Source organism: Pantoea sp. Cy-639, from assembly GCF_011752525.1.
Taxonomy (GTDB): domain Bacteria; phylum Pseudomonadota; class Gammaproteobacteria; order Pseudomonadales; family Pseudomonadaceae; genus Aquipseudomonas.
Genome location: NZ_VWXI01000004.1, coordinates 270,299 through 293,703 on the forward strand (window position 1 = coordinate 270,299; position 23,405 = coordinate 293,703).

At 64.3% G+C, this 23,405-nt stretch carries 18 protein-coding genes and 4 tRNA genes; 20 read left to right on the forward strand and 2 right to left on the reverse strand.

Translation table 11 applies throughout. From position 1 onward, the window contains the following. The first annotated feature begins 48 nt into the window (after positions 1 to 48). The 19 genes from leuC to F3J43_RS07650 all read left to right on the forward strand — a co-directional run bounded on the left by leuC (position 49) and on the right by F3J43_RS07650 (position 19,360). A complete protein-coding gene (leuC, locus tag F3J43_RS07560) occupies positions 49 to 1,497 on the forward strand; it encodes a 3-isopropylmalate dehydratase large subunit (protein WP_205297697.1) in 1,449 nt (482 codons plus the stop codon). Beyond that, a complete protein-coding gene (gene leuD, locus F3J43_RS07565; RefSeq protein WP_166884298.1) occupies positions 1,494 to 2,138 on the forward strand; it encodes a 3-isopropylmalate dehydratase small subunit in 645 nt (214 codons plus the stop codon). The genes leuC and leuD overlap by 4 nt, the downstream gene beginning before the upstream one ends. A 116-nt stretch (positions 2,139 to 2,254) precedes the next feature. Beyond that, positions 2,255 to 3,337, forward strand: a complete 1,083-nt coding sequence (gene leuB, locus F3J43_RS07570; protein ID WP_166884300.1) for a 3-isopropylmalate dehydrogenase — start codon at positions 2,255 to 2,257, stop codon at positions 3,335 to 3,337. A 63-nt stretch (positions 3,338 to 3,400) separates the two neighbouring features. Next, positions 3,401 to 4,513, forward strand: a complete 1,113-nt coding sequence (gene asd, locus F3J43_RS07575; RefSeq protein WP_166884303.1) for an aspartate-semialdehyde dehydrogenase — start codon at positions 3,401 to 3,403, stop codon at positions 4,511 to 4,513. A gap of 1,177 nt (positions 4,514 to 5,690) precedes the next feature. Next, entirely contained in the window at positions 5,691 to 6,695 is a 1,005-nt protein-coding gene (locus tag F3J43_RS07580) for an aspartate-semialdehyde dehydrogenase (protein WP_166884305.1), read from the forward strand. A gap of 72 nt (positions 6,696 to 6,767) precedes the next feature. Continuing rightward, on the forward strand, positions 6,768 to 9,455 hold the full coding sequence (locus tag F3J43_RS07585; RefSeq protein ID WP_166884307.1) for a motility hub landmark protein FimV: 2,688 nt from the start codon (positions 6,768 to 6,770) through the stop codon (positions 9,453 to 9,455). Positions 9,456 to 9,610: 155 nt separating this feature from the next. Further along, the gene (gene truA / locus F3J43_RS07590; RefSeq protein WP_353618210.1) at positions 9,611 to 10,456 is read left to right on the forward strand and encodes a tRNA pseudouridine(38-40) synthase TruA; all 846 of its coding nucleotides are present in this window, start codon (positions 9,611 to 9,613) and stop codon (positions 10,454 to 10,456) included. Between the two features lie 60 nt (positions 10,457 to 10,516). Further along, complete coding sequence (locus tag F3J43_RS07595) at positions 10,517 to 11,137, forward strand: phosphoribosylanthranilate isomerase (RefSeq protein WP_166884312.1); 621 nt, start codon at positions 10,517 to 10,519, stop codon at positions 11,135 to 11,137. 227 nt (positions 11,138 to 11,364) lie between these two features. Then, the gene (gene accD, locus F3J43_RS07600) at positions 11,365 to 12,258 is read left to right on the forward strand and encodes an acetyl-CoA carboxylase, carboxyltransferase subunit beta (RefSeq protein ID WP_166884314.1); all 894 of its coding nucleotides are present in this window, start codon (positions 11,365 to 11,367) and stop codon (positions 12,256 to 12,258) included. After that, positions 12,258 to 13,568 carry a bifunctional tetrahydrofolate synthase/dihydrofolate synthase gene (folC, locus tag F3J43_RS07605; RefSeq protein WP_166884316.1) on the forward strand — a complete coding sequence of 437 codons (1,311 nt, stop codon included), beginning with the start codon at positions 12,258 to 12,260 and terminating at the stop codon, positions 13,566 to 13,568. The genes accD and folC overlap by 1 nt, the downstream gene beginning before the upstream one ends. A gap of 4 nt (positions 13,569 to 13,572) precedes the next feature. Beyond that, the gene (locus F3J43_RS07610; RefSeq protein ID WP_205297698.1) at positions 13,573 to 14,229 is read left to right on the forward strand and encodes an SPOR domain-containing protein; all 657 of its coding nucleotides are present in this window, start codon (positions 13,573 to 13,575) and stop codon (positions 14,227 to 14,229) included. Between the two features lie 188 nt (positions 14,230 to 14,417). Next, entirely contained in the window at positions 14,418 to 14,972 is a 555-nt protein-coding gene (locus tag F3J43_RS07615; protein ID WP_166884320.1) for a CvpA family protein, read from the forward strand. A gap of 42 nt (positions 14,973 to 15,014) precedes the next feature. Next, positions 15,015 to 16,520, forward strand: a complete 1,506-nt coding sequence (purF, locus tag F3J43_RS07620) for an amidophosphoribosyltransferase (protein ID WP_166884323.1) — start codon at positions 15,015 to 15,017, stop codon at positions 16,518 to 16,520. Positions 16,521 to 16,535: 15 nt separating this feature from the next. Then, positions 16,536 to 17,747: an O-succinylhomoserine sulfhydrylase gene (locus F3J43_RS07625; protein ID WP_166884325.1), complete on the forward strand. Its 1,212-nt coding sequence runs from the start codon at positions 16,536 to 16,538 to the stop codon at positions 17,745 to 17,747. Beyond that, on the forward strand, positions 17,744 to 18,517 hold the full coding sequence (locus F3J43_RS07630; RefSeq protein WP_166884328.1) for an SDR family oxidoreductase: 774 nt from the start codon (positions 17,744 to 17,746) through the stop codon (positions 18,515 to 18,517). The genes F3J43_RS07625 and F3J43_RS07630 overlap by 4 nt, the downstream gene beginning before the upstream one ends. Positions 18,518 to 18,748: 231 nt before the next feature. Further along, positions 18,749 to 18,824, forward strand: a tRNA-Val gene (locus F3J43_RS07635). A gap of 79 nt (positions 18,825 to 18,903) precedes the next feature. Continuing rightward, a tRNA-Asp gene (locus F3J43_RS07640) sits at positions 18,904 to 18,980 on the forward strand. 83 nt (positions 18,981 to 19,063) lie between these two features. Continuing rightward, positions 19,064 to 19,140 (forward strand) — tRNA-Asp (locus F3J43_RS07645). Between the two features lie 143 nt (positions 19,141 to 19,283). Further along, positions 19,284 to 19,360: transfer RNA gene (locus F3J43_RS07650), tRNA-Asp, on the forward strand. A gap of 101 nt (positions 19,361 to 19,461) precedes the next feature. On the opposite strand, the gene F3J43_RS07655 is transcribed toward F3J43_RS07650, so the two are convergent. After that, positions 19,462 to 21,012 carry a methyl-accepting chemotaxis protein gene (locus tag F3J43_RS07655; RefSeq protein ID WP_166884331.1) on the reverse strand — a complete coding sequence of 517 codons (1,551 nt, stop codon included), beginning with the start codon at positions 21,010 to 21,012 and terminating at the stop codon, positions 19,462 to 19,464. A gap of 230 nt (positions 21,013 to 21,242) precedes the next feature. Here F3J43_RS07655 and F3J43_RS07660 point away from each other — a divergent pair, with 230 nt between their 5' ends. Beyond that, positions 21,243 to 22,064, forward strand: coding sequence for a DUF2242 domain-containing protein (locus F3J43_RS07660; protein WP_166884333.1), 822 nt, complete (start codon positions 21,243 to 21,245; stop codon positions 22,062 to 22,064). 299 nt (positions 22,065 to 22,363) lie between these two features. Here the strand turns inward: F3J43_RS07660 and F3J43_RS07665 are convergent, their stop codons facing one another. Beyond that, positions 22,364 to 23,404: an AraC family transcriptional regulator gene (locus F3J43_RS07665; RefSeq protein WP_166884335.1), complete on the reverse strand. Its 1,041-nt coding sequence runs from the start codon at positions 23,402 to 23,404 to the stop codon at positions 22,364 to 22,366. Position 23,405: the final 1 nt, after the last annotated feature.

Here is a 23,405-nt window from a genome sequence, read left to right on the forward strand (position 1 = left end):
TAGGATCGACCGTACAAGCCAAGGGGTCTTTGGCATAGAAAGACGCTGATGAGGAACAGTCTGATGGCTGGCAAAACGCTCTACGACAAACTCTGGGAAGCCCATGAGGTCAAGCGCCGCGATGACGGCTCATCCTTGATCTACATCGATCGCCACATCATCCATGAAGTGACTTCGCCCCAGGCCTTCGAAGGCCTGCGTCTGGCCAGCCGCAAACCTTGGCGCATCGATGCCAACATCGCCACGCCCGACCACAACGTGCCGACCACGCCAGAGCGCAAGGGCGGCATCGAGGCCATCGCCGACCAGGTGTCGCGCCTGCAGGTGCAGACCCTCGATGAGAACTGTGACGAATACGGCATCGTCGAATTCAAGATGAACGACGAGCGCCAGGGCATCGTCCACGTCATCAGCCCGGAGCAGGGCGCCACCTTGCCGGGCATGACCGTGGTCTGCGGCGATTCGCATACCTCCACCCACGGCGCCTTCGGCGCCCTGGCCCATGGCATCGGCACTTCCGAGGTCGAGCATGTGCTCGCCACCCAGTGCCTGGTGGCCAAGAAGATGAAGAACATGCTGGTGCGCGTCGAGGGTCGCCTGGCGGCCGGCGTCACCGCCAAGGACATCGTCCTGGCGGTGATCGGCAAGATCGGTACCGCTGGCGGCAACGGCCATGCCATGGAGTTCGCCGGCAGCGCCATCCGCGACTTGTCGATGGAAGGGCGCATGACCATCTGCAACATGTCCATCGAGGCGGGTGCCCGTGTTGGCCTGGTGGCCGTGGACGACATCACCGTCGCCTATGTCGAGGGGCGTCCCTACGCGCCGAAGGGCGAGCAATGGACGCAGGCTGTCGCGGCCTGGAACGGGCTGGTTTCCGATGCCGATGCCGTGTTCGACACGGTGGTCGAGCTCGATGCCGCGCAGATCAAGCCGCAGGTCAGCTGGGGCACCTCGCCGGAGATGGTCCTGGCCGTCGATCAGCGCGTGCCGGATCCTGCCGCCGAACCCGACTTGATCAAGCGTGGCTCGATCGAGCGCGCCCTCAAGTACATGGGACTCGCCGCCAACCAGGCGATCACCGAGATCAAGCTCGACCGCGTGTTCATCGGCTCGTGCACCAATTCGCGCATCGAAGACCTGCGCGCCGCCGCCGAGATCGCCAAGGGTCGCAAGGTGGCCGCCAACGTCAAGCAGGCGCTGGTGGTGCCGGGCTCGGGGTTGGTCAAGGCCCAGGCCGAGCGCGAGGGGCTGGACAAGATCTTCCTCGAGGCCGGCTTCGAATGGCGTGAACCGGGCTGTTCGATGTGCCTGGCGATGAACCCGGACCGGCTGGAGAGCGGCGAGCACTGCGCGTCCACTTCCAACCGCAACTTCGAAGGCCGCCAGGGTGCCGGTGGTCGTACCCATCTGGTCAGCCCGGCCATGGCCGCCGCCGCCGCAGTGACCGGCCACTTCATCGATGTCCGCGAGTTGATCCAAGGGAGCGCAGCATGAAAGCCTTTACCCAGCACATCGGCTTGGTCGCACCGTTGGACCGTGCCAACGTCGACACCGACCAGATCATTCCCAAGCAATTCCTCAAGTCGATCAAGCGCACCGGCTTCGGCCCCAACCTGTTCGACGAGTGGCGCTACCTGGACGTGGGCCAGCCTTACCAGGACAACAGCAAGCGCCCGCTCAACCAGGAGTTCGTGCTCAACCATGCGCGTTACCAGGGTGCCAGCGTGCTGCTGGCCCGCGAGAACTTCGGTTGCGGCTCCAGTCGCGAGCATGCGCCGTGGGCATTGGACGAGTACGGCTTTCGCAGCGTGATTGCGCCGAGCTTCGCCGACATCTTCTTCAACAACAGCTTCAAGAACGGCCTGCTGCCGATCATCCTCGACGCCGCCGAAGTGGACGAGTTGTTCAAGCAGGTCGAAGCCAACCCAGGTTACCAGCTGACCATCGATCTCGAAGCCCAGGCGGTGACCCGTCCGGACGGCAAGGTACTGAAGTTCGAGGTCGACGCGTTCCGCAAGCATTGCCTGCTCAATGGCCTCGACGACATCGGCCTGACCTTGCAGGACAGCGATGCGATCAAGGCGTTCGAAGGCCGGCACCGCGCCAGCCAGCCCTGGTTGTTCCGCGATGCCTGATTGATCTGGCCTCATTGCGCACGCGGCAGCGGACTTGCCCCGCGATGAGGCCCGTTGGACACTGAGTTTATCGGCGCGTCGACTGGGCGCGCCGCTTGATTGGATACGAGGAAAGCATGAGCAAGCAGATTCTGATTCTCCCGGGTGATGGCATCGGTCCGGAAATCATGGCCGAGGCGGTCAAGGTGCTGGAACTGGCGAACGACAAGTTCCAGCTCGGCTTCAGCCTCGTCCATGACGTGATCGGTGGCGCGGCCATCGACAAGCACGGCGTGCCGCTGGCCGACGAGACCCTCGAGCGTGCGCGCCAGGCCGACGCCGTGCTGCTGGGTGCCGTGGGTGGTCCGAAGTGGGACAAGATCGAGCGCGACATCCGCCCGGAGCGTGGCCTGCTGAAGATCCGCTCGCAACTGGGCCTGTTCGCCAACCTGCGTCCGGCGATCCTCTATCCGCAACTGGCCGATGCTTCCTCGCTCAAGCCCGAGATCGTCTCCGGCCTGGATATCCTCATCGTTCGTGAGTTGACCGGCGGTATCTACTTCGGCGCGCCGCGTGGCCAGCGCGAACTGCAGGGCGGCGAGCGCCAGGCCTACGACACCCTGCCGTACAGCGAAAGCGAAGTGCGGCGGATTGCCCGTGTCGGTTTCGACATGGCCCGTGTGCGCGGCAAGAAACTGTGCTCGGTGGACAAGGCCAACGTGCTGGCCTCCAGCCAGTTGTGGCGCGAGGTGGTCGAGGACGTGGCCAAGGACTACCCGGACGTCGAGCTGAGCCACATGTACGTCGACAACGCGGCCATGCAACTGGTGCGTGCGCCGAAGCAGTTCGACGTGATGGTCACCGACAACATGTTCGGCGACATCCTGTCGGATGAGGCTTCCATGCTCACCGGTTCCATCGGCATGCTGCCTTCGGCGTCGCTGGATGCCGACAACAAGGGCATGTACGAGCCGTGCCACGGTTCGGCGCCGGACATCGCCGGGCAGGGGATTGCCAACCCGTTGGCGACCATCCTGTCGGTGTCGATGATGCTGCGCTACAGCTTCAACCAGACGGCCGCCGCCGAGGCGATCGAGAAGGCCGTGAGCCTGGTGCTGGACCAGGGCCTGCGCACTGGCGATATCTTCTCGCAAGGCTGCCGCAAGGTTGGCACGCAGGAAATGGGCGACGCAGTAGTCGCAGCGCTGCGGAATCTGTAATCTCTCTGGCCCGCCACCAAAAACTCCCGGTGGCGGCCCACTTTTAGCAAAGGTGTAGTTGCGATGAAACGTGTAGGTCTGATCGGTTGGCGTGGAATGGTCGGTTCCGTGCTCATGCAGCGGATGCTCGAAGAGCAGGACTTCGACCTGATCGAGCCGGTGTTCTTCACCACCTCCAACGTGGGTGGCCAAGGTCCGAGCGTGGGCAAGGATACCGGCCCGCTCAAGGACGCCTACAGCATCGACGAGCTCAAGACCCTCGACGTGATCCTGACCTGCCAGGGTGGCGACTACACCAACGAAGTCTTCCCCAAGCTGCGTGAAGCCGGCTGGCAGGGCTACTGGATCGACGCGGCCTCGTCCCTGCGCATGCAGGATGACGCGGTGATCATCCTCGACCCGGTCAACCGCAAGGTCATCGACCAGCAGCTGGACGCAGGCACCAAGAACTACATCGGTGGCAACTGCACCGTCAGCCTGATGCTGATGGGTCTGGGTGGTCTGTTCGAGGCGGGCCTGGTCGAGTGGATGAGCGCCATGACCTACCAGGCGGCTTCCGGTGCCGGCGCGCAGAACATGCGTGAGCTGATCAAGCAGATGGGTGGTATTCATGCTGCGGTCGCCGATGACCTGGCCAACCCGGCCAGCGCGATTCTCGACATCGATCGCAAGGTTGCCGAGGCCATGCGTGGCGAGGGCTTCCCGACCGAGAACTTCGGTGTGCCGCTGGCTGGCAGCTTGATTCCGTGGATCGACAAGGAGCTGCCGAACGGGCAGAGCCGTGAAGAGTGGAAGGCTCAGGCCGAGACCAACAAGATCCTGGGGCGCTTCAAGAGCCCGATTCCGGTGGATGGTATCTGTGTGCGTATCGGTGCGATGCGTTGCCACAGCCAGGCGCTGACCATCAAGTTGAACAAGGACGTGCCGCTGGCGGATATCGAGGGCATGATCAGTCAGCACAACCCTTGGGTGAAACTGGTGCCTAACCAGCGGGAGATCAGCATGCAGGAGCTGAGTCCGACCAAGGTGACGGGGACCTTGAATGTGCCGGTTGGGCGTTTGCGCAAGTTGAACATGGGGTCGCAGTACATCGGGGCCTTCACTGTTGGGGATCAGTTGCTGTGGGGGGCTGCAGAGCCTCTGCGGCGTATGCTGCGGATTCTGCTGGAGCGGTGATCGCTTTGGTTTGAGTTTCGTGGTGGATGGGGGAGCCTGTGCCTTGAGGGGTGCGGGCTTTTTCTTTTTTTGGGGGAGGTTTGCGTCAGGGTTTGGTTGTTTGGTTGTTTTGGTGTTGTGTGTGCATTCATTTGCTTTAGCGACGCATAGTCACCTTTCCGCCCTTACGGCGGGTCACTTTTTGTCAAACGCGACAAAAAGTAACCAAAAAACGCTGCGCTCCGTTCATCCGGCCCTACGCTTCGCTCCGGGTTCCTCCGCTCCGGCGTCTTGCGGGCCAGCGCGGCCTCCGACTTGCTACGCAAGTCTACATCTCGCGCCCTCGGCGTAGCCGAGGGGTGCTGCGCACCTGGCCCTCCAGACGCCTGCGCTCAGCCTCCTGAAGTCGCGAAAGTACGGGCGGCGACTGGGATGGCGCAGCTGTCGCTAGCAGAGCTTCGCGTGATCTTGCCGGCCCCATCGCTGGCTCCGCCAGCTCCCACATTTTCCGCCGCAGGCCGGCAGGCCGCCGGTTGTGGGAGCTGGCGAAGCCAGCGATGGGGGCCGAAAGCTATACATTTAGGTTACAGACCAAACAGGCATATGTTCGATAGAAGCATCGGTTGATAAAACAGGTGCCCACTGCCAAACAATTCCCGGAAGGTTATTTAAAGTTTCAAACTTCTTGCTCTTGCTCTTGCTCTTGCTCTTGCTCTTGCTCTTGCTCTTGCTCTTGCTCTTGCTCTTGCTCTTGCTCTTGCTCTTGCTCTTGCTCTTGCTTTGGCTTGTAAGCGCGCAATAGTCCAGGCGACACCTATTGCGACTTCAGGAGGCCGAGCGAAGGTGCCTGTAGGGCCAGGTGCGCAGCACCCCTCGGCGTAGCCGAGGGCGCGAGATGTAGACTTGCGCAGCAAGTCGTAGGCCGCGCTGGCCCGAAAGGCACCGTAGCGAGGGGACCCCGAAGCGAAGCGTAGGGGCCGGATGATGGAGCGAGGATTTTTTGGTTCCTTTTTGATCCTTCAAAAAGGGACCCGCCGTAAGGGCGGAAAGGTGACTATGCGTCGATAAAGAAAACGAATGCGCATACATCTATCAAAACCACCCCCCCTGAACCCCGAACCCGAACCTACCCCAATCCCCATAATCCAAGTAAAGTGCCGCCCCCGCCATACCCGCAGAAGCAGAAGGAGCCCAGCCCATGACTACCCCTCCAGACATCGCCATCGTCGGCGCCACCGGCACTGTCGGCGAAACCCTCGTGCAGATTCTCGAAGAGCTGTCCTTCCCTGTCGCTACCCTGCACCTGCTGGCCAGCATGGAGTCCGCTGGCAGCAGCGTCATGTTCGCGGGCAAGAAGCTGAAAGTCCGTGAAGTGGATAGCTTCGACTTCACCCAAGTCCAACTGGTGTTTTTCGCTGCCAGCCCCGCCGTCAGCCGCAGCTTCGCGCCCAAGGCCCGCGCCGCCGGCTGCGCGTTGATCGATCTGTCCGGTGCCCTGGACGGCGCCATGGCGCTGGTCCCGGAAGCCAACGGCGAGCGCATTGCCGACCTGCCGCAGCCAGCGCTGATCACCAGCCCAAGCGCCGGCGCGGTCGCCCTGGCCGTGGCGTTGGCGCCACTCAAGGACCTGCTCGAGATCGAGCGAGTCCAGGTCAATGCCTGCCTGGCCGTCTCCGAGCAGGGCAGGGAAGCCGTCAGCGAGCTCGCCCGCCAGACCGCGGAACTGCTCAATGCCCGCCCCCTGGAGCCCCGCTTCTTCGACCGCCAGGTCGCATTCAACCTGCTGCCCCAGGTCGGTACCCCCGACGACCAGGGCCACACGGCAGTAGAACGCCGCCTGGTCGGCGAACTGCGCCAGTTGCTGGACCTGCCGCAACTGAAGATTTCCGTGACCTGCATTCAAGTCCCGGTGTTTTTCGGCGATAGCTTCAGTGTGGCCGTGCAAAGCCGTCGGACAGTCGACCTGGCGGCGGTCAATGCCGCCTTGGAAAACGCCGAAAGTATCGAGCTGGTCGAGCCGGGTGACTATCCGACACCGGTCGGTGACGCAGTGGGCCAGGACGTGGTCTATGTTGGTCGTGTACGCCATGGTGTCGACGAGGACCAGCAACTCAACCTCTGGCTGACCACCGACAACGTGCGCAAAGGTGCGGCACTCAACGCCGTACAGGTGGCGCAATTGTTGATAAAACACATGGCGTAAAAGATACTGCGAGCTATTTTTGTCCTGCACCGCAACAGGGTTTTTGGGACGGTTCTTACAAGGGAAGAGTTCATGCTTCGAATTCGCAAACTGGTTCTGGCCATCGCGGCAGCCTCGGCGCTGTCATCCGGCGTGGCGAACGCCCTGGGGCTGGGGGAGCTGACCCTCAAGTCGGCGCAGAACCAGCCGCTGGATGCCGAGATCGAACTGCTCGATGTGCGCGACCTCACCGCAGCGGAGGTGGCGCCCAGCCTGGCGCCGGCGGAAGACTTCGCCAAGGCCGGCGTGGCCCTGCCGCCATACCTGCAAGACCTCACCTTCACACCCGTGCTCAATCCCAATGGCAAGAGCGTGTTGCGTGTCACCTCCAGCAAGCCGCTGCCGGAGCCCGTGGTCAAGTTCCTGGTGCAGGTCATGTGGCCACAGGGCCGCCTGCTGCGCGACTACAGCGTGCTGCTCGACCAGGCGCAAGCCCAGGGCAGTCAGCCGGCCCCCGCTGGCGTCAATCCGGCAGTGAGCAGCGCCAGCTACACCACCAAGCGGCGTGACACGCTTTGGCAGATCGCCGCGCGCAACACCCATGGCGGTTCGATCCAGCAGACCATGCTGGCGATCCAGGCGCTGAACCCAGATGCCTTCATCGGCAACAACATCAACCAGCTCAAGACCGGGCAAGTGCTGCGCCTGCCCGATCAGCAGCAGATCCAGGCCCTTGCCCAGCCCGCAGCCACGCGCGAAGTGGCCGAGCAGTACGCAGCCTGGCGCGAAGGCCGTCGCCTTGGCCCGCGTGCCCGGCAGCTGGACGCCACTCGCCGCGGCGAGGCCGGCGCGGCACCGTCGCGCATCGCCCAGGGCGACAACCTGCGCCTGGTGAGCCCTGGCGGCAAAGGTGCGGCCGGCGAGGCCAAGGCCCTCAGTGACAAGCTGGCCGTGGCCCAGGAAAGCCTGGACACCAGCCGTCGTGACAACGAAGAACTCAAGAGCCGCATGACCGACCTGCAGAGCCAGCTGGACAAGCTGCAGCGTCTGATCGAACTCAAGAACGACCAACTGGCGCGCCTTGAAGCGCAGGGCGCGGCGCCCCAGGCGCCCGCCGTCGCGTTGCCAGGCGAGCCCGCACCAGCGCAGCCGGCGGTCAACGCCCAGCTGACGCCGGCACAGCCAGTCGTCACCCCGCCGCCAGCGGCAGTCGACACTGCTCCGGAACCAGCACCAGCCACCAGCGAAACACCAGCCGCCGAACAGCCTGGATTGCTTGATCAGGTGATGGGCAATCCGCTGCTGCTGGGATTGATCGCGGGTTCGGCGTTCCTCGTCCTGTTGCTGTTGCTGCTGCTCCTGGCGCGCAAGCGCAAGGCCCAGCAGGAAGCCGAGAAGCACCTGCGCATGGCGCGTGCCCTGGCCGAGGAGGGGGAGCGCAACCCGGACCTGGACCTGCCACCGAGCAGTTTCGACGGCTTGGACGTATCGGCACCGAGCGTGACCTTGGCGCCGGCTGTGGTCGCGGCGTCTGCAGCGGCGGCTGCCGCAGCAGAAAAACCGTCGGAGCCCGAGGCTGTGGTCGCTGCCCCGGCGCAGGATCCTCACGCCGTGCTGTTGGCCGAAGTCGACGAAAGCCTGGCCAAGGGCCGGCTCAACCATGCCGCCGACCTGCTGGAGGCAGCCGTGGCCGCCGAGCCTCAGCGCGACGATTTGCGCCTGAAGCTGATGGACGTGTATGGCCGCCAGGGCGACCAGAGCGCCTTCGCCGAGCAGGAGCGCAAGCTTGCACCGAGCGAGCCGAACACGGCCGAGGTCAGCGCCCTCAAGGAGCGTTTCCCGGCGATGCTGGGCCTTGCCGCCGTGGCGGCGGGGGCTGCGGCCCTGGCTGCGGAGATGGACGAGCAGTATGTCCAGGACCTGCTGCAGGACCCGGAGCCGGTCGCCGAGGCAGAGCCAGAACTGGTATCGGAGCCTGAACCGGTTGCCGAGCCGGAGCCGGTCGTTACGCCTGAGCCTGAGCCGGAAGTCGTCCCTGAACCTGTCGCGGATCTTGAGCAGGACGATCTGGACAGCGCCTTCGACCTGAGCCTGGACGACGATCTGCCGGTCGACGAACCGCTTGACCTGCCAGTGCTCGACGAGCCTGAGCCAGTCGTCGAGCAACCGCTCGAGCAGTCGGTCGAGGCCGAGGCGGCGCCAGTCGCCGACACCGATGCCGACGATGATTTCGAGGCGTTGCTGGCGCAGGCCCAGGCGCCGGCCGAGCCACAGGCGCTGGACGACCTCGCCGACTTCGATCTGGATGTCGCCGAGCCGCAAGCCCCGGCGGTTGCCGAGGAGGCACCGGTGGACGTGGCCGCCGAGCTGGCAGCATTCGACGCGATCCCCGAGTTCGATCCGATCTCCGAACTGGAGTTGCCGGACGACTTCGACCTGTCGCTGTCGCTGGACGATGAGTCGCCGGCGGCGAAGAACTTCGCCTCCGAGCTGGACGATGTCAACGCCGAGCTCGACAAGCTGTCGCAGAACCTCGAGTCGCCGTCGCTCGAACCGCAGTTCACCGCTGAGGACGCCGCCCAGGAGCCAGCACCGCTGGACGACCTGGACTTCGATTTCTTCTCCGGTAGCGACGAAGTGGCCACCAAGCTCGACCTGGCGCGTGCCTACATCGACATGGGGGATCACCAGGGCGCTCGCGACATCCTCGATGAAGTGGTCAAGGATGGCGACGACAACCAGCGCGAGGAAGCCAGCGAGATGCTCTCCCGCCTGGTCTGACGCCACGTTGCGCATCGCGGGGCAAGCCCGCCCCCACAAAGCATGCAGGTGCTTGTGGGGGCGGGCTTGCCCCGCGATCGTTTCGGCCCTTGCGCGGTTTGCCGTTATACTGCGCGCCTTTGGTTTCATCATCAGGTTTTCCGCGCTTGGACATTATCGACACCGCCACCGCCGAATCGGCGGCCGAAGGCTTCTCCCGCATCGCCCTGGGCGTTGAATACAAGGGCTCGCGCTACCGCGGCTGGCAGCGCCAGGCCAGTGGCGTGCCTAGTGTCCAGCAGGCGCTGGAGGAGGCGCTGTCGAAGGTCGCCAACGAGCCGATCTCGGTGATCTGCGCCGGGCGCACCGATGCCGGGGTGCATGGCTGTGGGCAGATCGTGCACTTCGACACCCGCGCCGTGCGCGACGAGCGTGCCTGGACCCTGGGCACCAATTTCAACCTGCCACACGACATCAGCGTGGTCTGGTCGGCGCCCATGCCAGCGCACTTCCATGCCCGCTTCAAGGCCACCGCGCGACGCTATCGCTACGTGATCTACAACGACCCGATCCGCCCGGCCCACCTTGCCGAAGAGGTGACCTGGAACCATCGGCCGCTGGATGTGGCGCGCATGGCCGAGGCGGCCCAGTACCTGCTTGGCACCCACGACTTCAGTGCGTTTCGCGCCAGCCAGTGCCAGGCCAAGTCGCCGATCAAGCATATCCATCACCTGCGCGTCACCCGCCACGGACGAATGATCGTGCTCGACGTGCGCGCCACGGCATTCCTGCACCACATGGTGCGTAACATCGCCGGGGTGCTGATGACCATCGGCGCTGGCGAGCGCCCGGTGGAGTGGGCGCGCGAGGTGCTGGAGGGGCGCAACCGCCGTGAGGGAGGGGTCACCGCCCACCCGTATGGGCTATACCTGGTGCAGGTGGAGTATCCACACGAGTACGCCTTGCCGCAGCGTTACATCGGCCCACACTTTCTGAGCGGTTTCGACAGTCTGGTGGACTGACGGGGCGTGGGGCATTTGCTAACATCCGGCCCTTCACCGATCACTCAAGGTTCGCTGTCCATGAGCAACGTTCGCAGCAAGATCTGCGGGATCACCCGCGTCGAAGACGCCCTGGCGGCCGTCGAGGCAGGCGCCGACGCCATCGGGTTGGTCTTCTACGCGAAAAGCCCGCGGGCAGTGGACGTGCGTCAGGCGCGGGCGATCGTCAATGCGTTGCCCCCCTTCGTGACCACCGTGGGGCTGTTCGTCAACGCTTCGCGTTGTGAGCTCAACGAGATCCTCGAAGCGGTTTCGCTGGACCTGCTACAGTTCCACGGCGATGAAGCGCCGGCCGATTGCGAAGGTTATCACCGGCCCTGGATCAAGGCCCTGCGGGTGCGCCCAGGGGACGATCTCGAGGCGGCCTGCCTGCAGTACGCCGGTGCTCGCGGTATTCTTCTGGATACTTTCGTGCCGGGTGTGCCGGGGGGAACCGGCGAGGCCTTCGACTGGTCTCTGGTGCCGGAGAAGCTGAGCAAACCCATCATCCTCGCTGGCGGCCTGTCCGCGGCCAACGTCGCCCAGGCGATCCGCCAGGTGCGTCCGTACGCGGTGGATGTCAGTGGCGGGGTGGAGCAGGCCAAAGGCATCAAGGATGTGGCGAAGATCGAAGCCTTCATGCAGGCGGTGAGGCAGGCGTGAGCCTGGATGTGACGGCTGGCCGCGCGCCATCGTCCATAGCTTTCGCAGCCCGATGCAGCTGGCGCGCCCGTGCGGTGAGCAGGCCAGCCATCGGCGTAGATATTGGAGGTGGGGCGCTACACGGCAAGGCCGTGACCGGTCCATCGTCGTTTCGAAGAAGTATTTGAGCTCAAGGGCAGGGCGGGGCAGGCAAGGCCTCCCGCCGGCCAAAACTGGAGAAAGTGAGCATGAGCAACTGGTTGGTAGACAAACTGATCCCTTCGATCATGCGTTCCGAGGTGAAGAAGAGCTCGGTACCGGAAGGACTGTGGCACAAGTGCCCGTCCTGCGAAGCCGTGCTCTATCGCCCGGAGCTGGAAAAGACCCTCGATGTCTGCCCCAAGTGCAACCATCACATGCGCATTGGCGCACGTGCACGTATCGACATCTTCCTCGACCAGGATGGCCGCGCCGAACTGGGTGCCGACCTGGAACCGGTCGACCGCCTGAAGTTCCGTGACGGCAAGAAGTACAAGGACCGCCTGAGCGGTGCGCAGAAGCAGACCGGCGAAAAAGACGCGCTGATTTCCATGAGCGGTACCCTGATGGGCATGCCGATCGTGGTCAGCGCCTTCGAATTCTCGTTCATGGGCGGCTCCATGGGCGCCATCGTCGGTGAGCGCTTCGTGCGCGCAGCCAACTATGCCCTCGAAAACCGCTGCCCGATGGTCTGCTTCTCCGCCTCCGGTGGTGCGCGCATGCAGGAAGCGCTGATCTCGCTGATGCAGATGGCCAAGACTTCGGCCGTGCTGGCGCGCCTGCGCGAAGAGGGCATCCCGTTCATCTCCGTGCTGACCGACCCGGTCTACGGCGGTGTTTCCGCCAGTCTGGCGATGCTCGGCGACGTGATCGTCGGCGAACCCAAGGCGCTGATCGGCTTCGCCGGCCCGCGGGTGATCGAGCAGACCGTTCGCGAGAAACTGCCGGAAGGCTTCCAGCGCAGCGAGTTCCTGCTGGAGCACGGTGCCATCGACCTGATCATCTCTCGTGAAGAGCTGCGTCCGCGCCTGGCTCGCCTGCTGGCGCAGATGACCGGCCAACCGACGCCGGAAGCGGCCAAAGAGGTCGCCGCGGTCGCGTGATGAACCAGCAGCGCACCCTGGGCGACTGGCTCGCCTATCTCGAACAGCTGCACCCGTCGGCCATCGACATGGGGCTGGAGCGCTCGCAGCAAGTGCTGGCGCGCCTGGCGCTGGGGCGCCTGGCGCCGCACGTGGTGACGGTCACCGGTACCAACGGCAAGGGCTCGACCTGCGCCTTCGTCGCCGCGATGCTGCGAGCCCAGGGCCTCAAGGTCGGGGTGTACAGCTCGCCGCACCTGCTGCGCTACAACGAGCGGGTGCTCATCGAGGGCGCCGAGGTCAGCGACGAGCGCCTGTGCGAGGCTTTCGCCGCTGTCGAGGCAGCCCGGGGCGAGATTTCCCTGACCTATTTCGAGATGGGCACCCTGGCGGCGTTCTGGCTGTTCAGGCAGTCGGCGCTGGATGCGGTGGTGCTCGAGGTCGGCCTGGGCGGTCGGCTGGATGCGGTCAATCTGGTGGATGCCGATATCGCGCTGGTTACCAGCATCGGCGTCGATCATGCCGATTACCTGGGAGATACCCGTGAATCGGTAGCCTTCGAGAAGGCCGGGATCTTCCGGGCGGGCAAGCCGGCCCTCTGCGGTGACCTGGACCCGCCGCAGCCCTTGCTGGACAAGGCGCGTGAGCTGGGTTGCCCGCTCTTCCTGCGGGGGCGCGACTTCGACCTGGACATTGCCGGCGATAGCTGGCATTGGCATGGCCGCCGGCTCGACGGTTCGTCGGTAGCGCTGCGCAACTTGCCGTTGCTCGACCTGCCAATGGAAAACGCGAGCCTGGCGTTGCAGGCGTTCCTGCTCATGGGGTTGTCCTGGGACGAGGCGCAGGTGCGCCAGGCGTTGCAGGCGGCGCGCATCACCGGTCGTCTCGACCGGCGTGCGTTGATGTTCCAGGGCAGGCCGGTCGAGCTGATGCTGGATGTCGGGCACAACCCGCATGCTGCCGAGTACCTGGCGCGCCGGCTGGCGGCACGTCCGCCGAAAGGCCGCCGCCTGGCGGTGTTCGGCCTGCTCGCCGACAAGGACCTGCAAGGCGTGCTCGCGCCGCTGCAGGGGCTGGTCGACGAATGGGCGGTGACGCCCCTCGCCACGCCGCGCAGTCGTCCGGCCTCGGCATTGGCGCAGGCCTTGACGAACCTCGGTGCCTCGGTGAAGTCTTACGCCAGTGTCGACGCGGCCCTCGAAGGGCAGTGCGCGCAGGCGACGGCGGATGACCAGATCCTGCTGTTCGGTTCGTTTTTCTGTGTCGGCGAGGCGCTGGCCTGGCTCGAGCGGCAGGCCCCTGAGGATGGAGTAGATGGCAGTGCTGGATAAAGGGATGAAGCAGCGCATGATCGGTGCGCTGGTGCTGGTGGCGCTGGCGGTGATCTTCCTGCCGATGCTGTTCACTCGCGAGGACGAAATGCGCCAGGTACGGGTCGAGGCGCCGGAAGCACCGGCCATGCCGAGCCTGCCCCAGGTGCAGGTGGAGCCGGTCCAGGTACCGGAACCGCAGCCGTTGCCGTCGCAGGACGAGCAGCCACCGGTGGTGGTCAACGAATCCAGCGCGCCGCTGAGCGCACCGAGCCAACCGATTGCACCGGCGCCGTCCGCGGTGCCGCCGGCCCAGCCGCAGCCCAGGGCGCAGACCCCGGTGCCGACGCCGAAGGTCGAGGCCCGTCCCGCACCCGCCGTTACGCCGGCTCAGACAGCCGCTGCCAAGCCGGCTGCGCCGTCGAAGATCGACGCCAACGGCCTGCCGGTGAGCTGGTCGATTCAGCTGGCCAGCCTGTCCAATCGTGCCGGGGCCGACAACCTGCAGAAGACCTTGCGCAGCCAGGGCTACAACGCCTATATCCGTTCGGCCGATGGCATGAACCGGGTGTTCGTCGGGCCGCTGATCGATCGCGCCGAGGCCGAGCGCCTGCGCGATGTGATCAACCGCCAGCAGAACCTCAAGGGCTTCGTGGTGCGTTTCCAGCCGGAGCGCGGCTGAGCATCATCGCCGGGCAAGCCCGTTTCCACGTGTTTGGGTGGTTGCAGGCTTGCCCTCGCGAGAGGCTTTGCAGGATGTAAAGCTGTCTCGGGAGTCAGCCTGTAGCCCTTCAAACACGTGACATTCCGCTTACCCCAAGCCCGCTGCTCTGTTAAAATGCGCCGCCTCAAACGTCGGTAGGCAGCACCGTGGCATTTACCTGGGTTGATTGGGCGATCATCGCGATCGTCGCCGTTTCCTCACTGATCAGTCTCAAGCGCGGCTTCGTCAAGGAAGCCTTGTCCCTGCTCATCTGGATAGTCGCCGGCGCGGTGGCCTGGATGTTCGGCGGTTCGCTCTCGCAGTACCTGGAAAGCTATATCCAGACACCGTCCGCGCGGGTCATCGCCGGCTGTGCCATTCTTTTCGTCGCCACGCTGCTGGTCGGGGCGATGGTCAATTTCCTCATCGGCGAGCTGATTCGCGTGACCGGACTGTCCGGCACCGATCGCTTCCTTGGCATGGCCTTCGGCGCCGCCCGTGGCGGCCTGCTGGTGGTGGTGGCCGTCGGGCTGCTGAGCCTGGGGCCGGTGCAACAGGATCCGTGGTGGCAGGAATCGCGCCTGATACCACAATTTCTATTGGTAGCCGACTGGTCGAAGAATCTGATCCTCGGGTTCACCGGCCAGTGGATGTCCAGTGGGGTCACCGCTCCGGTCGATCTTCCGTTCAAGGAGCAGTTGCTCGGGCCTGCAAAGCCCTGAGCGCTCTTCACTCAAGTTTCATCAAAGTAGGGGTTGCGTCGCATGTGTGGCATCGTCGGTATCGTCGGTAAGTCGAACGTCAATCAGGCGCTGTATGACGCGCTAACCGTGCTCCAGCACCGCGGCCAGGACGCTGCCGGTATCGTGACCAGCCACGACGGCCGGTTGTTCCTGCGCAAGGATAACGGTCTGGTGCGCGATGTCTTCCAGCAGCGTCACATGCAGCGCCTGGTCGGCCACATCGGCATCGGCCACGTACGCTACCCGACCGCTGGCAGCTCGACTTCGGCCGAGGCCCAGCCGTTCTATGTCAACTCGCCGTACGGCATCACCCTGGCGCACAACGGCAACCTGACCAACGTCGAGCAGTTGGCCAAGGAGATCTACGAGGCCGACTTGCGCCACGTCAACACCAACTCCGATTCGGAAGTGCTGCTGAACGTGTTCGCCCACGAGCTGGCCGTGCGTCACAAGCTGCAGCCTACCGAGGACGACGTGTTCGCTGCCGTCTCCCATGTGCACGACCGCTGCGTCGGCGGCTACGCGGTGGTGGCGATGATCACCGGCTACGGCATCGTCGGCTTCCGCGACCCCAACGGCATCCGCCCGGTGGTGTTCGGCCAGCGCCACACCGATGAAGGCGTCGAGTACATGATCGCCTCGGAAAGCGTCGCCCTGGACGTGCTCGGCTTCACCCTGATCCGCGACCTCGCCCCGGGCGAGGCGGTCTACATCACCGAGGAAGGCCAGTTGTTCACCCGTCAGTGCGCCAAGGCGCCGAAGCTGCAGCCATGCATCTTCGAGCACGTCTACCTGGCCCGCCCGGACTCGATCATCGATGGCATTTCGGTGTACAAGGCGCGCCTGCGCATGGGCGAGAAACTGGCCGAGAAGATCCAGCGCGAGCGCCCGGATCACGACATCGACGTGGTCATCCCGATCCCGGACACCAGCCGCACCGCCGCCCTGGAGCTGGCCAACCACCTGGGCGTCAAGTTCCGCGAAGGTTTCGTCAAGAACCGCTACATCGGCCGTACCTTCATCATGCCCGGCCAGGCCGCGCGCAAGAAATCGGTACGCCAGAAGCTCAATGCCATCGAGCTGGAGTTCCGCGGCAAGAACGTGATGCTGGTGGACGACTCGATCGTGCGCGGCACCACCTGCAAGCAGATCATCCAGATGGCTCGCGAAGCGGGCGCCAAGAACGTCTATTTCTGCTCCGCCGCCCCGGCGGTACGCTACCCCAACGTCTACGGCATCGACATGCCGAGTGCACACGAGCTGATCGCCCACAACCGTACCACCGAGCAGGTGGCCGAGTTGATTGGCGCCGACTGGCTGGTCTACCAGGACCTGCCTGACCTGATCGAATCGGTCGGTGGCGGCAAGATCAAGATCGACAACTTCGATTGCGCGGTGTTCAACGGTGAGTATGTCACCGGCGATATCGACGAAGCCTACCTCGACCGCATCGAGCAGGCCCGCAACGACCTGGCCAAGGTCAAGACCCAGGCTGTCAGCGCGATCATCGACCTGTACAACAACTGATTTGGGAGCGACGGCATGACCGATCAATGGGATGCCGGTCGACTGGACAGTGACCTCGAGGGTGTCGGTTTCGACACCCTGGCGGTACGCGCCGGTCAGAACCGCACACCGGAGGCCGAGCACAGCGAAGCGCTGTTCCTGACCTCCAGCTACGTCTTCCGCACGGCTGCCGACGCCGCCGCGCGTTTTGCCGGCGAAACGCCGGGCAATGTCTATTCGCGCTACACCAACCCGAGCGTGCGTGCCTTCGAGGAACGCCTGGCGGCAATGGAAGGCGCCGAGCAGGCCGTGGGCACGTCCACCGGCATGGCGGCGATCCTTGCCGTGGTGATGTCGCTGTGCAGCGCCGGTGATCATGTGCTGGTGTCGCAGAGCGTGTTCGGCTCGACCATCAGCCTGTTCGAGAAGTACTTCAAGCGCTTTGGCGTACAGGTGGACTACGTGCCACTGGTCGACCTGGACGGCTGGGCGCAGGCCATCAAGGCCAACACCAAGCTGCTGATCGTCGAGTCGCCTTCCAACCCGCTGGCCGAGCTGGTCGACATCCCGGCACTGGCCGAGATCGCCCACGCCCGCGGCGCCATGCTGGTGGTGGACAACTGCTTCAGCACCCCGGCCTTGCAGCAGCCGCTCAAGCTCGGCGCCGATATCGTGTTCCATTCGGCGACCAAGTTCATCGACGGCCAGGGTCGTTGCATGGGTGGCGTGGTGGCTGGTCGTGCCGAACAGATGAAGGAAGTGGTCGGTTTCCTGCGTACAGCCGGCCCGACCCTCAGCCCGTTCAACGCCTGGATCTTCACCAAGGGGCTGGAGACGCTCAAGCTGCGCATGCGCGCGCACTGCGAGAGCGCCCAGGCCCTGGCCGAGTGGCTGGAGCGCCAGGACGGCGTGGAGAAGGTGCATTACGCCGGCCTGCCGAGCCACCCGCAGCACGAACTGGCCAAGCGCCAGATGAGCGGTTTCGGTGCGGTGGTCAGTTTCGAGGTCAAGGGTGGCAAGGAAGGCGCCTGGCGTTTCATCGACGCCACCCGGGTCATTTCGATCACCACCAACCTGGGCGACAGCAAGACCACCATCGCCCACCCGGCGACCACCTCCCATGGCCGACTGACGCCGCAGGAGCGTGAGGCGGCGGGTATCCGTGACAGCCTGATCCGGGTGGCGGTCGGCCTCGAAGACGTGGCCGACCTGCAGGCCGACCTGGCTCGCGGCCTGGCGGCACTGTGATCGACTGGACAGGCGGCGAGCCCGGCCATAACGGCCGGGTAGCCCTGGTGACCGGTGCCGCCCGCGGCATTGGCCTGGGTATTGCCGCCTGGTTGATCTGCGAAGGATGGCAAGTGGTGCTCAGCGATCTTGACCGCCCACGTGGCGCCAAGGTGGCCAAGGCCTTGGGCGACCATGCCTGGTTCATCAGCATGGACGTGGCTGATGAGGCCCAGGTCAGTGCCGGGGTGTCCGAAGTGCTTGGGCAGTTCGGGCGCCTGGATGCGCTGGTATGCAACGCGGCCATCGCCAACCCGCACAACCAGACGCTGGAAAGCCTGTCGCTGGCCCAGTGGAACCGGGTACTGGCAGTCAACCTCAATGGCCCGATGCTGTTGGCCAAGCACTGTGCTCCTTATCTGCGCGCCCATGGTGGCGCCATCGTCAACCTGACCTCGACCCGTGCTCGGCAGTCCGAACCGGACACCGAGGCCTATGCGGCGAGCAAGGGTGGCCTGGTGGCACTGACCCATGCGCTGGCAATGAGCCTGGGGCCGGAGATTCGGGTCAACGCGGTCAGCCCTGGCTGGATCGATGCCCGCGATCCGTCGCAACGCCGTGCCGAGCCGCTGAGCGAGGCCGACCATGCCCAGCATCCGGCGGGCAGGGTAGGGACGGTGGAGGACGTGGCGGCGCTGGTGGCCTGGTTGCTGTCGCGCCAGGCAGGTTTCGTCACCGGCCAGGAATTCGTGGTCGATGGCGGCATGACTCGCAAGATGATCTACGTCTGAGCGCTACGCTAATGCGACAAACAGCAAGAGGGGACCGTGAGGTCCCCTTGTTGTTTGTCGGGGGCACAGAGCCTAGTACAAGCGGCAGGCTTTTTCTTGTCGCTTGCAGTTCACGGCTTGCAGCTTTTTTGCCCTTTTTGAAAAAAAATTCAATGGGGGTATTGACTTAGCATCGGTACCTGCGTAAATTTCGCGGCCTCAGCGAAGCAAACGCAACAAGCAACATCGCGGGGGTGATTAGCTCAGCCGGGAGAGCATCTGCCTTACAAGCAGAGGGTCGGCGGTTCGATCCCGTCATCACCCACCACTTCCTGAGACGTTCCTGGTTCAGCAGTTTCGAAAGAAACGATCTGGCAGAGAGGAACAGGACGCAAGTCCAGCTATGCGCAGCGGTAGTTCAGTCGGTTAGAATACCGGCCTGTCACGCCGGGGGTCGCGGGTTCGAGTCCCGTCCGCTGCGCCACTTTTATCCAGATGGGTGCTTGCACCGGTCTGAGGCCGCAAGGCCAGATCCTAGTTTCAATCAGGCGCAAGCCTGAACGATACGCAGCGGTAGTTCAGTCGGTTAGAATACCGGCCTGTCACGCCGGGGGTCGCGGGTTCGAGTCCCGTCCGCTGCGCCATCTTCGCTTCGAGCCCCTTGAACAGCTCGAAGCAACATGGAAAGAGCGATCTTGATGTCGCTTTTTTTATGCCCTCGATTTTCGCGCCAAGGCGCTTGAAAGTCAGGATCCCAGTTTCAATCGGGTGCAAGCCCGAGCGATACGCAGCGGTAGTTCAGTCGGTTAGAATACCGGCCTGTCACGCCGGGGGTCGCGGGTTCGAGTCCCGTCCGCTGCGCCATCTTCGCTTCAAGGTCCCATGAACACCTTGAAGCACGAAAAAGCGACCTGAGGGTCGCTTTTTTCGTTTCTGCCGCCCGCCCTGGGCGATCGCCTGCTCGTTCACAGGCGGAAGCTGCCAATCAGCCCTTCCAGTTCCTGGTCCAGGTGGCCAAGCTCGTCAGTGGCCGCCTCGATGTCCCGGGTGGCACGCAAGGCTTGTTCTGCTACGTCCCGTACATTGTCCATGTTGCCGCGGATGGTCGAGACCATGACACTCTGTTGCTCGGTGCTGGCAGCAATCTGCTGGTTCATGCCCTGGATGTCGTCCACGTTCGTGGTGATGACCTGCAGTGCCTCGCTCGCCTGGTTGGCCAGGGCCACGCTGTGGCCTGCCGCGTCACGACTGCCGTGCATGCGCTCGACGGCGTGCCGCGCGCCTTCCTGCAAGCTGCCGACCAAGGCCTCGATTTCGCTGGTCGAGCGCTGGGTGCGCTGGGCGAGGCTGCGCACTTCGTCGGCGACTACGGCGAAGCCACGGCCGGCATCGCCGGCGCGGGCGGCTTCGATGGCGGCGTTCAGGGCCAGCAGGTTGGTCTGTTCGGCCACTGCGTGAATCACGGTCATGATGCTGCCGATCTGTTCGGTGCCTTCGGACAGTTGCTGGACGGCCTGGGTGCTGCCTTCGATGTCCTCGGCCAGGCGGACAATCTGCTGCTGTGTGTCGCGCACCACCTGGCGACTGAAATCGGCCCTGTCGCTGGCCTGGTCGGTTGCCTGGCTGGCCAGGGCGCTGTTCTGGGCGATTTCCTGCACGGCGCCGGCCATCTGGCTCATGGCGGTGGCGACTTGCAGGGTTTCGCTTTGCTGGCGGGTGGCACCGTCGCTGGTGTGTTCGACGGTGACGGCCAGCGTGCCCGACGTCTGGCGCAGGCGCGTGCTGACCTGGCCAAGGCTTTGCACGATGCCGCGCAAGCTGGCGCAACTGCGTCCGAGTGCCTGGAGCAGTTGGCCGAACTCGTCGCTGCGTGGCGTCAATGCCGGTTGTCGGAGGTCGCCTTGGCCAATGCGCTGCGCCAGGTCCAGTGCTTCCTGCAGGGGCGAGCAGATCTGCCGGATCAGTAGCCAGGCCACCAGGCACGCCAGTATCAGCGTGGCGCCGAACAAGGCCAGCATCAGGCGGGTGCGTTGGCTGAATTCGTCGGCGCTGACCTGGTTCTGCAGGGTTATCAGGGCGTTGATCTGTTCGATGGCTGCGAGCACCTGCCCGACCAGTTGCTTGCCGTTGTGCCCGACCAGGGCGGTGGCTCCGTTTTCAAGGTGTTGCTCTAGGCGTTGCAGGTACTCGGCCATCAGGCTGCGGGTGCTGCCAAGTTTGTCCTGGGCCTCGGGAAATGGCATGTGCGCCAGGTTTTCGTCGATCAGCGTGTCCATGTGGGCAAGTGCCTGGCGCAGGTCGTTCAGGTCCTCTGGTTGCTGGTCCAGGGCATAGGCCATCTGTGCCGAGCGGATATCATTGAGGCTGTCGAGGATGTAGTTCACCGACACCAGGCGCTCGGCGCGGTGCGTCAGCGAACCCAGGCTGAGGATCGCCGTCAGGGCGAGGAGGGCTGCGAGCAGGACCAGGGGAAAAAGGCTGAGCAGCAGTTTCAGGCGTACCGAGAGGTTTTTCATCGCAGGCTCCTTGCGCAAGCGGAAAAACGCAAGAGTCTAATGGCGACGTGTCAGCGAGATGACTAGGTCCTTTTTCTGTATTGAGAAGGATGCATCCGCTTCAAACGTGCGAAATTTCTCTGTGATCGTGTGCAAGGCTTTACATGAACCTTGCACCTACATGGTTTCGGTCACTTGCGGATGTGTTGCACAATAGGCGCCGTTCGATTCATCCCCCCCCGGAATTCACGATGTCCAGATCATCCGTCTACGGTGCGCTCGGGCTGGCCCTGGTGCTGGCAAGCGTGTCCGGTTGCTCCTCGAAGAAACCCGCCGTGTACGAGCACGAGAACTTCGACGACTCAGGCACCTTCTCGCGCAGTTTCCCCGTCAGCGAGGCCAGCACCTGCGAAGCGGCCAGGCGTGCCTTGTTGAGCCAGGGCTACATCATCACCCGCAGCGACGCCAACCAGGTGGCTGGCAACAAGAGTTTCCAGCAAAACGCTGAAAACCACATGCAGATCAGTTTCAACATCACCTGCGTGCCCGACATAGGCGACCGACAGCGTTCGACCATGTTCGCCAACGCCCTGCAGGATCGCTACACCCTGAAGAAGTCCAATACTTCCGCGAGTCTTGGCGTGGGCGTGCTGGGCTCGGTGTCGATGCCGATCGGCTCGACTGACGACTCGATGGTCAAGGTCGCTAGCGAGACGGTTACCGCAGCGCAGTTCTACGACCGTTATTTCGCCCTGGTGGAAAGCTACCTGCCCAAGCCGAAGAAAGTGAAAAAGGCCGAAGCGACACCGCTGCCGGCGGTGGAGAAGCCAGCGGTCGACCTGGGCTTGCCTGAATCTGCCCCGGCCACGCCGACTCCGCCAGCGCCTGCCAGTGCTGGCGAGCCTGTCCCGGTAGCGCCGTCGGCGCCTGCCGTGCCGGCCAGCGAAGCTCCTGCGGCGCCCGTGCTCGATGACAGCAAGGGCTCGCAACCCATCGCGCCGCCGGTTGAGCCTGCACCGATCCATGTGGAACCGACGCCGGCGGCAACCACGGGCGCCCCTGCGCCACTCTGACGCTTCGATAATTACGCGGGTGCTTGCTACGTTTACCTTTCAGGGGAATGTCATCATTCCTTCATCCGGCCGGCCTAGGTTGACGGCTGAACCCATGAAAACGTGAATGAGAGGATGCAGGCGGATGGACGATTATCAGGAAGAACTGCTCGAGTTCCAGGCCTATGAACTGGATACCCCGGAGCCGGCAGACGACGCCACCGAGCTCTAGTCTTGCACGAAAGGTAGGGTCTCCATCGTTGTAGGAGCAGCGCACCGCCGCTCCCACAAGACTGTTCTACAGAGCCTGGAACCGCGCGTCAGAGCGCCTGCCGCTGGTTGCGGCGGTATTCCCCCGGGGTCAGGCCGGTCCAGCGCTTGAAGGCACGCTGGAAGGCCTCGGCCGAGGCAAATCCCAACAGGTAGGCGATTTCGCCGAAGGCCAGCTCCGTGTCGCGGATATAGGTTTCGGCCAGATCGCGGCGCGTGTCGTTGAGCAGGTTGCGAAAACGCGTGCCTTCCTCGGCCAGCTTGCGCCGCAGGGTCCAGGTCGGCAGTTGCAGGTGTTGCGCGACTTCCTCCAGATCCGGCTCGCGCCCGCCATTGAGCAGCGGTCCTAGCAGGTGGGTGATGCGTTCGCCCAGGCTGCGCACGCGGGTGCGCTGCGCCAGCTCTGTCTCGCACAACTGCACCAGGTGCTGCCAGGTGCCTGGGCAATGCTGCGGGTTGGCCAGGGCCAGGGTGGCCTGGCCCAGGCGCAACTGATTGAGCGGCGTGCCGAACTGCACCGTGCCACTGCACAGGCTCTGGTATTGCTGAGCGTAGGCGGGGGCTTCGAACTCGATCTCCAGGCGCTCGGCCTGGATCGGCTGGTCGCTCAGGCCCGACAATTGCGCCAGCCAGCCGCCGAGCACCGAGTCGACCACGAACCGGTTGTAGGCGTTGTACGGGCTGATCGAGTAGAAACGCAGCCAGGCACCCTGGCTGTCTTCGTGGAAGCTCGAGTGGCCGCGGTAGTTGGCGGCATACAGTGGCTCGAAGCGCAGCAGGGTCCGCGCGGCCTCGCCCAGCGTCGGCGCCTGGGCGGCGGTGATGCCGGCCAGCCCGGCCTGGGCCAGGCGGCTGACACGGGCCATGTGCAGGCCCAGGGCAGGCTCGCCGCTCAGGGCGATGGCGGCGTGGCCCAGATGCATGTAGCGCGGGATCGACAGGCGTGCACCGGGCTCGGCCAGGCGCTTGGCATCGAGGCCGTAGCGCAGCAGCAGTGGCTGCGGATCGTGGCCGAGTGCCTGCAGTGCCTCGGCCAGGGGGTGGACGAAGCCTATCGACAGCTCGCCCAGGCGCACGCGGGGACGGGGCATG

What these genes read in the sequence shown, in the direction of transcription:
- F3J43_RS07665 (WP_166884335.1), bottom strand. Translation starts at nt 23,404, where the DNA reads ATGCCCCGTCCCCGCGTGCGCCTGGGCGAGCTGTCGATAGGCTTCGTC.
- F3J43_RS07595 (WP_166884312.1), top strand. Translation starts at nt 10,517, where the DNA reads ATGAGCAACGTTCGCAGCAAGATCTGCGGGATCACCCGCGTCGAAGAC.
- leuC (WP_205297697.1), top strand. Translation starts at nt 49, where the DNA reads ATGAGGAACAGTCTGATGGCTGGCAAAACGCTCTACGACAAACTCTGG.
- F3J43_RS07610 (WP_205297698.1), top strand. Translation starts at nt 13,573, where the DNA reads ATGAAGCAGCGCATGATCGGTGCGCTGGTGCTGGTGGCGCTGGCGGTG.
- F3J43_RS07655 (WP_166884331.1), bottom strand. Translation starts at nt 21,012, where the DNA reads ATGAAAAACCTCTCGGTACGCCTGAAACTGCTGCTCAGCCTTTTTCCC.
- asd (WP_166884303.1), top strand. Translation starts at nt 3,401, where the DNA reads ATGAAACGTGTAGGTCTGATCGGTTGGCGTGGAATGGTCGGTTCCGTG.
- leuB (WP_166884300.1), top strand. Translation starts at nt 2,255, where the DNA reads ATGAGCAAGCAGATTCTGATTCTCCCGGGTGATGGCATCGGTCCGGAA.
- F3J43_RS07625 (WP_166884325.1), top strand. Translation starts at nt 16,536, where the DNA reads ATGACCGATCAATGGGATGCCGGTCGACTGGACAGTGACCTCGAGGGT.
- F3J43_RS07660 (WP_166884333.1), top strand. Translation starts at nt 21,243, where the DNA reads ATGTCCAGATCATCCGTCTACGGTGCGCTCGGGCTGGCCCTGGTGCTG.
- folC (WP_166884316.1), top strand. Translation starts at nt 12,258, where the DNA reads ATGAACCAGCAGCGCACCCTGGGCGACTGGCTCGCCTATCTCGAACAG.
- accD (WP_166884314.1), top strand. Translation starts at nt 11,365, where the DNA reads ATGAGCAACTGGTTGGTAGACAAACTGATCCCTTCGATCATGCGTTCC.
- purF (WP_166884323.1), top strand. Translation starts at nt 15,015, where the DNA reads ATGTGTGGCATCGTCGGTATCGTCGGTAAGTCGAACGTCAATCAGGCG.
- leuD (WP_166884298.1), top strand. Translation starts at nt 1,494, where the DNA reads ATGAAAGCCTTTACCCAGCACATCGGCTTGGTCGCACCGTTGGACCGT.
- F3J43_RS07580 (WP_166884305.1), top strand. Translation starts at nt 5,691, where the DNA reads ATGACTACCCCTCCAGACATCGCCATCGTCGGCGCCACCGGCACTGTC.
- F3J43_RS07585 (WP_166884307.1), top strand. Translation starts at nt 6,768, where the DNA reads ATGCTTCGAATTCGCAAACTGGTTCTGGCCATCGCGGCAGCCTCGGCG.